This window comes from Streptomyces colwelliae (assembly GCF_048158785.1).
GTDB lineage: Bacteria > Actinomycetota > Actinomycetes > Streptomycetales > Streptomycetaceae > Streptomyces.
This window is the reverse complement of sequence record NZ_JBLTJC010000087.1, coordinates 23,224-33,484: the sequence shown is the minus strand read 5'-3', so window position 1 is coordinate 33,484 and position 10,261 is coordinate 23,224. Positions and strand designations below refer to the sequence as shown.

Below are 10,261 nucleotides of genomic sequence, written 5' to 3'. Positions count from 1 at the left end.
CCCGTTCCCGCCCGCGACGCACGAGGTTGACGCCACGGCCACCGCCGACGCGGATACGTCACGACGCGCGCCGAGGTGGGGGGCATGACCGGAGCGACCACACTGCCGGACCCCGTCCGGGCCTGGGCCGGACAACCCCGCCTGAGGACCGCGTTCTTCACCGGCTACGGCCGCCGCCTCATCCCGGAGGAGAAACGCGCCCTGTTCTGCCTGACCGCCCTGCACGCGGTCGGTGTTCGTGCGGCTGGAACAGGAGCCGTTGGGGGAGGCTGCCGTATGACTCACCTCGAACACCGCCTGTCCGAACGGCAGTTGACGTTCCGCCGCGCTGAGAGCACGGCCCGATGAGCGCCGGGGCGACAGGCCGGACACCGGCGCCCGCGACGACCGGCCCGACGCCGCTGCCCCCGCCCGGAACCGCCTCGCGCGTGCCGCCACCCCAACCCGCCGAGATCCGCTACGAGGGCCGGCACGCCCAGAACCCCCTGGCCGAGGCCGAGTTCGGGAAGCTCTGCGCGCGGCTGCCCTCCGTGCTCGCGCAGACCGCGCGGATGGCGTGGGCCATCGACCGGGCCGCCGTGCTGCTGCTGGCCGGCTGCCAACTGGCCGTCGGCGCGAGCGCCGTGGTGCTGCTGCTGTCCACCGCGCGGGCGATGCGCTCCGTGCTGGCCGCCGGGCCCGTGGCCGAGCGACTGCATCAGGCGCTGCCCGCGCTGCTGGTCATCGCCGTCGCGGCGGCGGTCGGCTGGGTCGCGAGCGCGTTGTCCTCGTACGCGGACGGGCGGATCACCCCGCGGCTGACCACGGCGGCGGACAGCGCCCTCGTCGAGGCGGTGTGCCGGGTGGAGGCCGCCGCGCGCGCCGAGGACGGGTTCGCGGACCGGCAGGAGGCCGCGGAGATGGGGGTGATCCGGGGCCATGTGATGGTGCAGGACGCCACGCGTTTCACCGCCGCCGTGGTCCGGATGGTCAGCGCGAGCGGGGTGCTGTCCGTGCTGCACCCGCTGATGCTGCCCCTGCTGCTGCTCGCGGTCGTGCCCGCCGGCGTGGGCGCGATCCTGCACGCGAAGGTCCAGTACCAGACGCACTACGCCAACATCGGCGACCGCAACGTCCGCCAGAACATGCGGGGTTGGGTGACCAGCCCGAAGTTCTCCGACGAGATCCGCGCCAACGGCATGGTCCCCTACCTCGGGTTCTGGCACCGTACGATCTCCGAACGCATCGACCTGCGGATCCTGGACGTGGCGCCGCGCATGCTGCGGATCGTGCTGGCCAGTTCGGCGATCGGCGGTGTCTTCCTCATCGCGACCTGGGCCGCGCTCGCCTGGCTGGCCGCCACCGGACGCGTCGAACCCGCCATCGCCGCCACGGCGGTCGTCGCCGTCCAGACCACCCTCGCCGCGCTCGGCCAGCTCGTCATCTACGGCGCCGCGATGTTCCACACCGCCCTCTACCTCGCCGACCTGGAGGGCTTCCTCGCCTTCGCCGCCGAACGCGCCCCCAAACGAGGGGAGTCGGGACCGGGCAAGCCGGTGGAGGAGATCCGGCTCGACGAGGCCGTCTACCGCTACCCCGGCAAGGAGACCCCGGCGGTGGCCGGGGTCTCCCTGACCGTGCGGCGCGGGGAGATCCTCGCCGTGGTCGGCGAGAACGGTTCTGGAAAGTCCACGCTGACCCGGCTCCTCGCGGGCATCTTCCTCGCCGACAAGGGCACGGTCAGCTGGAACGGTCGCGACCTCGCCGGTCTCGCCCCGGACGAGCTGTGGGAGTTGTCGGGACTGGTGCCTCAGAATTTCGCCCAGTGGCCCCTCAACGTCCGCGACAACGTCACCCTCGGCCAGCCCCGCACGGGGGACGACCTGTTGGTGTGGGAGGCGCTGGACGCCGTAGGACTGCGGGAGGCGGTGGAGGAACTCCCTTGTGGGCTCGACACGTTGCTGGCCCGCGAGCTGTGGGGCGGTACCGAACTGTCCGGTGGGCAGTGGCAGCGGCTGGCGTGTGCGCGGGCCCTGTACCGGCGGCCTGATCTGCTGATCCTCGACGAGCCGACCAGTCAGATGGACGCGCGCGGAGAACACGCCATCCTCGAACAGATCAAGGCGATCGCCGCCCACCGCATGACGATCGTGGTCACCCATCAACTGGTCAACACGAAGATCGCCGACCGGGTTGTGGTCATGCGGCACGGCCGCATCGCCGAACAGGGCACGTACGACGAACTCGCCCACGGTGGCGGCCTGTTCGCGGAACTCCTGGCCCTGTCCAACGACCGGTGACCACAGTTGCCTCTCTTGCCTCTGTCCGCCGCCTTGAAAGGAGAACCCCGTGACCGACGCATGGGACGCGCACTACGCCGACGGCAAGACCTTCAGCCCGCTCCGTGACTCCGAGCGCGCGCTCCTCGCCGAGCACACACCGGCCCCCGAGGGCGGCGGACACGCCCTGGACATCGGCTGCGGGCTGGGTGAACTCGCCCGCCATCTGGCCGAGTCGGGGTACGAGGTCGACGCCGTCGATTTCACGCCCGCCGCCCTCGCCCGCGCCGAGGCCCAGCGCTTCGCCGCCGACTCGGCGGTGAACTACCACCTGTTGGACATCGAGCACGACAGCCTCGACGCCCTGCCCCATCCCGCCTACGACCTGATCACCTTCCGCCTCAGCTGGGCCTTCGTGCACGACCGCACCCGGGTGATGAACCGGCTGCGGGAGCGGCTGCGACCGGGAGGCGTCGTCTGCGTCATCACGCCCGTCGCGGAGGGGGCGGCGGACGGCAGGCGCTCCATCGCCCTCGACGACGAGGAGATCCGTGCGCTGTACGGGAGTTGGGCGCTGGCCGAGCGGTACGACGCCGACGGGCTCGCGTTCGTCGTCCTGCGTGGACCCGCCCCCGCGGCCGTCACCTGCGCGGGCAAGAAGCGGCCCTCGCCGCACGCCCTCACCGGTGCCGGTGTCGTCGTCACCGACCCGGCCGGGCGGATCCTGCTGGGCTGGTCGGTGCGCGGAGTCTGGGAGTTGCCGGGTGGCAAGAACGACGCCGGCGAGGGGTTTCTGGAGGCGGGCGTAAGGGAGTTGGAGGAGGAGACCGGTCTGAAGGCGGACTCGCTCCCGGGCGGTGCGCGGCTGTTGGCCCTCCTGATGGACTCCACGCACGGCATGCCCCGGCTGACGGGCGCCGTCCGCGTTACCGCCTGGAGTGGCCAACCGACCGTCACCGAACCGCAGTTGATCCACCGCTGGGAGTGGCACGAGGTCGCCGACCTGCCCACCCTGCCCCAGCCGCTGTTCACGCCGAGCGCGCATGTCATCGACACGGTCTGGCCGGGACTGCTGCCCGACCTGCCACCTGTCCACCGCTATCCGATCGCCCCGGCTGCGACTACGCCCGCGACTGCGACTGCGGCTCCCGCGTAAGACACTGTTCCGTTTTGCCCCTGTCTGCTCTAGGCTCCGTGGAGGGAAGAACGGGACCGCGACCATGACTGTCCGGTACCGGCGAATCTCCCCGTCCAGGCTCCCAGCCCCCGAGTCGGAATCGAGACCGGCCGGAGCCGCATCGCCGGAGTGCGCGGCTCCAGCTCCGTTCTCCCGGCAGTTTCTGACGGGGTGCTCCCATCAGACCCGCCGCCGTGGAGGACACGCGCGAGGAAACGGTGGAGGGGGGCCTCTCATCCTCGTGGCCACGGCCGCCGTCGCCGCACAGTGGCGGCGGCCGTCCGGATCGTAGAACAGCAGGTCAGGACAGCAGGTCAGGACCCCAGCCGCAGCCGCCTCACGACCCCAGGCCGGGCAGGGGCTCGGAGTCGTCCACGAAGGCGCGGGCCACATCCGACAGGCGCCGGTTGTGCGCTCGGGCGTAGCCGCGCAGGGTGGTGAAGGCGCGCTCCATGTCGATGCCGAGGCGTTCGGCGAGCTTGCCCTTGGCCTGTTCGATCAGGACGCGGCTGTTCAGCGCGGTCTGCAATTGCTCGTTGAGGATCGTGCTGCGGTGACTGGAGCGTTGCTGGAGCAGGCTGATGGTGGCTACGTCGGCCAGGGCCTGGGCGATCAGTGTGCCCGCCGGATCGAACGGACCGGGGGCGGCCCGGAAGAGGTTGAGGGCGCCGACGACCTCGTCCCGCAGCCGCATCGGCAACGCCTGGACGGCGGTGAAACCGCTGCGGTGGGCCGTCGTGACGAAGCGCGGCCAGCGCTCGGCCTCCCGGGTCAGATCGGCGACGATCACGGGTGCGCCGGAGCGGAAGCACTCCAGGCAAGGGCCCTCGTCGTTCTGGAGCTGGAACAGTTCCAGGAGCCGTACCTGTTCGTCGGAGGCCGCCATCACCCGCAGTTCACCGTCGCGGTCCGCGAGCAGCACGCCCGCCGCGTCGGCTCCGAGCATGCCCACACAGCGGTCGGTGAGCAGGCGCAGGAAGTCGATCAGATCGAAGTCGGCGACCAGGTTGTCCGCCAGTTCGACGAAGGTCTTGGCCAGGAGCTGCTGATTCATCGTGTCACCTTCGTTGGGGACTGGGTCCCGCCGGGAGGGGGCGGGAAGTGCGGCACGTCCGCCGGCCGCCGTCGATGCGTCGGTCGACACGTCGGTCGATGCATCAGTCGATGCGTCAGGTGTCCTCGTGGTCCCCGTGCTCCTCGTCGTCCTGGTCCGGCTCCGCGTGCGGGGAGAAGCGGAGCCGGTGGGCCACGACGTCGGCGGCCACGTCGGCGAGCCGGCGCCCCCGCATGTAGGCGTGCGCGCGCAGCCGTACGAAGGCCTCGTCGATGCCGATGCCGAGCTGGACGGTGAGGATGCCTGTGGCCTGGTCGATCTCCGCGCGGTATCCGTCCAGGTCCTCGAAGTCCCGCTCAGCCGGGGCCTGTTGGCCCGACGGCACGCCTGTCTCGCCGATCCGGGCGTCGAGCAGGAGCAGCGTCGCGAGATCGGCGAACGCGAGGGCGTCGGCCAGTTGTTCGGCGTCCAGTACGGTCGGCACGTCGGCGTACAGGTCCAGGACACCCGGGCTGATCGCCCCGACCTGGAGGGGAAGGGCGAACACCGCGCGTGCCCCGACCTCCAGGGCCGCGTCCGCGAACACGGCCCAGCGGTCCTGGAGCCGACCGGTGAGGAGGTCCGGCGTCAGGACGGCCGAACCCTCAAGGAACGCGTCCACGCACGGGCCCTCGCCCAACGTCAGTTGCAGTTCCTCCAGTTGCTCGCTGATGTCGTCGGTGCTGCACAGCGGATGGCTCGCCGCGGTGCGGGACATCGCGGACAGCCCCGCCCCGCCGACCGGGAGCGCGGCGACGGCCGCGGTGCACACGTCCACCACACCGGCCCGCCCACCGCGCCGTGCCGCCTGCTCGGCGACCAGCACCTGGATACGGGCCGACCGGCTGCCGGCCCTCATTCGAGCCACCGCGTCCGGGGGTTGTACCCAAGTACCGCCGGGCGTACGGCCGTTGGGCCGCTCGCGGGAGCTGTCCGGACCTGCCCCGCCGGGGCCGTCACCGTACGTCTCCCGAGTCCAGGTCGATCTCGCCGACCAGGGTGATCAGTGCCCGTTTCCTTCGGTCATGGCGGTGGACGGTGAGCTGCGTGCGGTGCATGACGCCTCGGTTCGGGGGACCATCCGGCAACGGGCCTGGTGACGACGGGAGTTCAGGCGTCCGGGGCGCGCTGCCGGCAGGGGCGTACGGTCGGCGGAGAGGGAACGGGAGATGATCCGAGGGCCTGCTCTCCAGGACGGCGGACCCACCCGGATCCCTCCGGGGACGCGCCGGGCGACGGACGAAGAATCCGCTCCCCGCAACGATCTGTGTCGAGCTACGACGAGCCGCCGGGGTCTGGGACGTCCGTACCGCAGCATAGTCCTCGTGCCGGTGCGCGGGCGGTCCGCACCGGGAAGTGTGACGAGCGGGCTGCCGTGCCCGGCCACAAGGGCACGGCAACCAGGGGCAGTTGACGCGCGGTCACCGGCTCCGGGGCGGAGGTCAGACCAGCCCGGCGTAGTGCACGGTCAGGGCGATCTGGACCCGGTTGGTGTGTTCCAGCTTGGTGAGGATGTGGGAGACGTGGGCCTTGACGGTGGCCACGCTCATGTACAGCTCGGCCGCGATCTCCGCGTTGGTCCTGCCCTGGCCGACGGCTACGGCGACTTCGCGTTCCCGCTCGCCCAGCCGGTCCAGGCGCATGCGGGCCTCGGCGGTCTCCAGCCTGCGCGGGCCCGTCCCGTTCCCGTCCCCGTCGCCGCCCTGGGTGACCCGGGCGATGAGCTGCTCGGTCACCGCGGGGGAGAGCACCGGTTCGCCCGCCTTCACCCGGCGCACCGCCGCGACGATCTCGGCGGGCGGGGTGTGCTTGAGCAGGAAACCGGCCGCGCCGGCGCGCAGCGCGCCGAGAACCTGCTCGTCGTCCTTGAAGGTCGTCAGCATGACGACGGCCGGTGCGACGGCCCGGCCGCCGGCCCGCTCACCGGCGCGGTCACGTGCGCGGGCGCGGGCGCTGAGCAGTCTGGTCGCCTCCAGGCCGTCCACCCCGGGCATCCGGATGTCCATCAGCACCAGGTCGGGGGCGTGTTCGTCGACCAGGGCGAGCACCTCGCCGCCGTCCGCCGCCTCGGCCACGACCTCGATGTCGTCGGCGCCGCTGAGCATCAGCCGGAGTCCCGAGCGGACCAACGGGTCGTCGTCGACGAGCAGCACACGGATCATGCGGGCCAGGGTAGCCAGGCCCGAAGCGCGTATTCCGCTCCGTCCTCGCCGTGACGGAACCGGCCGCCCGCCAGCGCGACGCGCTCCGCGAGGCCGATCAGACCCTGCCCGGCGCCCGGGACGCCGTCGCGCGGGCCACCCGGTCCGGCCGGAGTGGCCGGATTGGTCAGCTCCAGGGTGAGCCCCTCGCCGGGGCCGCCCGCCACCGTGATCCTGACCGGCGTACCGGGGGCGTGCTTCCTGGCGTTCGTCAGCCCTTCCTGCACGAACCGGTAGGCGGCGAGCCCGGCGATCCCCGTAGGACCGCTACCGCTGCTGCTGTCGCTCCCGCTGCTCGGTCCGACACCGCCCATGTCGAGGTCGACCTCCATCCCGGCCTCCCGCGACTCCCTGACCAGGCCGGGAAGGTCGGCGAGACCGGTCCGCGCGGGCCGGGTCGCGGCGAGGCCGTCCACGACGGGACCCCCGGCCGGTGATCGCAGGACCTCCAGCACCACCTGTAGATCCTCCAGCGCCTGATGAGAGTTCTCCCGGATCACGGCGGCGGCCCGCGTGGTCTCCTGCGCGGACGCCCCGGCGTTGAACTCCAGCGCCCCCGCGTGCACGCTCAGCAGCGACAGCCGGTGGGCCAGCACATCGTGCATCTCCCGCGCGATGTCCTCCCGCGCCTCCCGCTGAGCGCGCTGGGCACGCAACACCGCCTCCGCCTCGGCCCGTTCGGTGCGTTCGCTCAGGGAACGGACGAACAGACCCCAGCCGACCGCGGCGGCGATCAGGACTCCCAGGATCACCGCGTTGGCGATCGGCACCCCGGAGACGTAGGGACTGCTCAGGAAGTGGGCGGGGATCGGCAGCAGTGCCAGCAGGGCGACGGTCAGGATCGTGCGCGGTGGCCTGAGGACGGCGACGGTGAACAGCGCCACGATCAGGGGCACCACGGCCGGGGTGAGGGTCGCGGCGACGATCGCCACGACGGCGACGGCGGTCGGCCACCGCCTGCGCCACCACAGCGTCCCCACGGCGACCAGGGAGACCGGGTTCACCGCCCAGGTGAACCCGAGCAGCGGCGGCGACGAGAAGACCAGCCGGTCGAACGGCCAGGTGCCGGAACCCAGTCCAGGGCTCAGCGCCAGATCCCCCCTGACCTGGACGAGGGAGAGGGCGGCCGACAGCACCAGGGCCAGCACCACAAGGCCCAGGTCGATGGTCTTCTCACGCCGGCAACCGCTCACAAGCGACCAATGTAGATCGGCCGTCGCCGGACGCCGTACAGACTTTGGTCTACAGACTTCGGTCTCGAGACTTTGGTCGTACGGCGAGGTCGGAGCACCGACTTTGAGCCGAAGCCAGGCATGGAGCGGCGCTTCTAGCGTTCCGGGAGTCACGCATCGCATCGATGGAAGGCCCGGCCTTGAAGAAGAACCTCCTCCTGCTGTCCGGAGCGCTGCTCGCGCTCTCCGGCGGGGTGCCACTCGCCCAGCGGCTCTACGACCGCCTCACGTTCTGGGGATTCGGCGTACCCGGCTACGGCTCATCGCTGATCAAGCTGGCCCTGGTGCTCGCCGGGGTCGCGATACTGGTCCTCGCCGCACGCGCGCGGCAGCACAATGACTGATCCGGCGCTGGAAGCGGTAGGCCTCGGCAGGCGCTACCGGCGCGGCTGGGCGCTGCGGGACTGCTCGTTCCGGCTGCCGGCCGGCCGTATCTGCGCGCTGGTCGGCCCGAACGGCGCCGGCAAGACGACCCTGCTCTCGCTGGCCGCCGGTCTGCTGGAACCGAGCACCGGCACCATCCGGCTGGGCGGACACACGGCCCGGTCCGCCGAGGCCCGGCGGCACACCGCGTTCCTCAGCCAGGAGAAGGCGCTCTATCCACGCTTCCGGGTCTCCGACACGCTGCGGATCGGCCGCGAGCTGAACCCGACCTGGCACCAGGAGACCGCCGAACGGATCATCGCCGCCGGCGACATCCCGATGGACGCCAGGGTCGGCACCCTGTCCGGCGGCCAGCGCACCCGCGTGGCCTTCGCGCTGGCCCTGGGCAAGCGGCCCCGGCTGCTCCTGCTCGACGAACCGATGGCCGACCTGGACCCCCTGGTCCGGCGACAGATGATGGACATGCTCATGTCCGAGGCCGCCCAGCACGGTTCGACCGTCGTGATGTCCTCCCACCTGGTCTCCGAACTGGAGGGCGCCTGCGACTTCTTGGTCCTGATCGACAACGGCACGGTCAGACTCGCCGGCGACGTGGCCGAACTCATCGCCGCCCATCGCACCGTCTCCGCGCCCGACGCACACGCGGCCCGGCTGGCGGGACTCCCCGGCCAGGTGACCGTGGAGACCCGCAGCACGGGTGGTCGTACGACGGCGCTGATCCGCCCGAGGGGACCACTCCCGGCGGACAACGACCCGGCCCTCCCGACCTTGGAGGACCTGCTGCTGGCCCACCTGCGGACGGGCGACGCACCACCGCTGATCATGCCCACGGCACGGGCCGGCGCGCGGCGCGAGGTGACCGTATGAGCGGGGTCCTGACCGTCAACCGCCCCTCGGCGCCGCGCAGTTCGAGACTTCGGCTACGGGGCCTGACCTGGCTGGTCTGGCGGCAGAACCGGCTGGCGTTCTGGATCGGCATCGGCGCCGCGACCGCCGTGGCGGTGTACGCGATCGTGCGTCACCAGGAGATGACGACGGCCATCGCCGAGGGCCACCTCGACGCCTGCCGGGGCACCACCGTCCCGGCCGGAGACTGCTCCCACAAGCTCAACTCCTTCACGCGGACGTACCAGTTCCCGATGCGCAGGCCCCTCCAGGCCATGCTCGCGCTGCCGTTGGTCTTCGGCATCTTCCTCGGTGGTCCGCAACTGGCCCAGGAGTTGGAGTCCGGCACGTACCGCACCGTGTGCACGCAGTCCGTCACCCCGCTCCGCTGGTTCGCGGCCAAACTGCTCGTCCCCGTCGTCCTCACGATTCTGATCAGCGGCACGATCGCCGCCGCGATGACCTGGTGGTGGCGCCCGGCGGGTTCTCTGCTGGGCGCCTGGTTCCCCTGGTGGCAGTGGTATCCGTACGACGGCATCGGCCCGGTCGTGGTCGGGCTGTCCGTCCTGTCCCTGCTCATCGGCGTGACCGCGGGCCTGATCCTGCGCCGCACGGTCCTGGCGATGGGTGCGACGGTGGTCCTGAGCGCGGCGACGATGTACGTACTCGAGTCGGTCCGCGGGTATCTCCTGCCCACCACCCTGGCCACGGTCCAGCACACGACCGGCGCGGCGGCCCCGACGAACGCGTGGGTCCTCTCCGAGGGCGCGCTCGACGCGACCGGACGCCACGTGCCCGACCTGCCGAGCTGCTACGCGACCGACGACTACGCCAACTGCCTTGCCCAGCACGGCAGAACGGGGCGCTGGGCGGAGTTCCATCCGTCGTCCCAGCTGTGGCCGTTGCAGTGGGCGGAGACGGGCCTGTGCCTGCTGCTGGCGGCGGGGCTTGCGGGGCTGTGCGTGTGGTGGATCCGCCACAGGCCGTCCTGAACCGTGGCAACCCCGGCGAGTCATGGGGGTGTGCGCCGA

10 protein-coding genes are annotated in these 10,261 nt (G+C 71.7%); 6 read left to right on the top strand and 4 right to left on the bottom strand.

Features of this window, described 5'->3' with window-relative positions:
* The first annotated feature begins 84 nt into the window (after positions 1-84).
* The 3 genes from ACNFOC_RS19945 to ACNFOC_RS19935 are packed head-to-tail and all read left to right on the top strand — an operon-like array spanning position 85 to position 3,414.
* Positions 85-348 (top strand): hypothetical protein, encoded by a 264-nt coding sequence (locus ACNFOC_RS19945; protein WP_416960438.1) that lies wholly within the window; start codon positions 85-87, stop codon positions 346-348.
* Entirely contained in the window at positions 345-2,279 is a 1,935-nt protein-coding gene (locus ACNFOC_RS19940) for an ATP-binding cassette domain-containing protein (protein WP_416960437.1), read from the top strand. The genes ACNFOC_RS19945 and ACNFOC_RS19940 overlap by 4 nt, the downstream gene beginning before the upstream one ends.
* Before the next feature lie 49 nt (positions 2,280-2,328).
* Positions 2,329-3,414, top strand: a complete 1,086-nt coding sequence (locus ACNFOC_RS19935; protein WP_416960436.1) for a bifunctional class I SAM-dependent methyltransferase/NUDIX hydrolase — start codon at positions 2,329-2,331, stop codon at positions 3,412-3,414.
* A 358-nt stretch (positions 3,415-3,772) separates the two neighbouring features.
* Here the strand turns inward: ACNFOC_RS19935 and ACNFOC_RS19930 are convergent, their stop codons facing one another.
* The 4 genes from ACNFOC_RS19930 to ACNFOC_RS19915 form a co-directional block, all read right to left on the bottom strand.
* Positions 3,773-4,489 carry a GAF and ANTAR domain-containing protein gene (locus ACNFOC_RS19930; RefSeq protein ID WP_416960435.1) on the bottom strand — a complete coding sequence of 239 codons (717 nt, stop codon included), beginning with the start codon at positions 4,487-4,489 and terminating at the stop codon, positions 3,773-3,775.
* 115 nt (positions 4,490-4,604) lie between these two features.
* Positions 4,605-5,387, bottom strand: a complete 783-nt coding sequence (locus tag ACNFOC_RS19925; protein WP_416960434.1) for an ANTAR domain-containing protein — start codon at positions 5,385-5,387, stop codon at positions 4,605-4,607.
* Positions 5,388-5,970: 583 nt separating this feature from the next.
* Positions 5,971-6,690, bottom strand: a complete 720-nt coding sequence (locus ACNFOC_RS19920) for a response regulator (RefSeq protein ID WP_416960433.1) — start codon at positions 6,688-6,690, stop codon at positions 5,971-5,973.
* Entirely contained in the window at positions 6,687-7,922 is a 1,236-nt protein-coding gene (locus tag ACNFOC_RS19915; protein WP_416960432.1) for a sensor histidine kinase, read from the bottom strand. The genes ACNFOC_RS19920 and ACNFOC_RS19915 overlap by 4 nt, the downstream gene beginning before the upstream one ends.
* Before the next feature lie 179 nt (positions 7,923-8,101).
* Between ACNFOC_RS19915 and ACNFOC_RS19910 the strand changes: the two genes are divergently transcribed.
* From ACNFOC_RS19910 to ACNFOC_RS19900, 3 genes are read left to right on the top strand one after another with little or no spacing between them, the layout of a single operon-like run.
* The gene (locus ACNFOC_RS19910; RefSeq protein WP_416960431.1) at positions 8,102-8,305 is read left to right on the top strand and encodes a hypothetical protein; all 204 of its coding nucleotides are present in this window, start codon (positions 8,102-8,104) and stop codon (positions 8,303-8,305) included.
* Positions 8,298-9,212 carry an ABC transporter ATP-binding protein gene (locus ACNFOC_RS19905; protein ID WP_416960430.1) on the top strand — a complete coding sequence of 305 codons (915 nt, stop codon included), beginning with the start codon at positions 8,298-8,300 and terminating at the stop codon, positions 9,210-9,212. Before ACNFOC_RS19910 ends, ACNFOC_RS19905 begins: the two co-directional genes overlap by 8 nt.
* Positions 9,209-10,222 carry an ABC-2 membrane transporter-related protein gene (locus ACNFOC_RS19900; RefSeq protein ID WP_416960429.1) on the top strand — a complete coding sequence of 338 codons (1,014 nt, stop codon included), beginning with the start codon at positions 9,209-9,211 and terminating at the stop codon, positions 10,220-10,222. The genes ACNFOC_RS19905 and ACNFOC_RS19900 overlap by 4 nt, the downstream gene beginning before the upstream one ends.
* Positions 10,223-10,261: the final 39 nt, after the last annotated feature.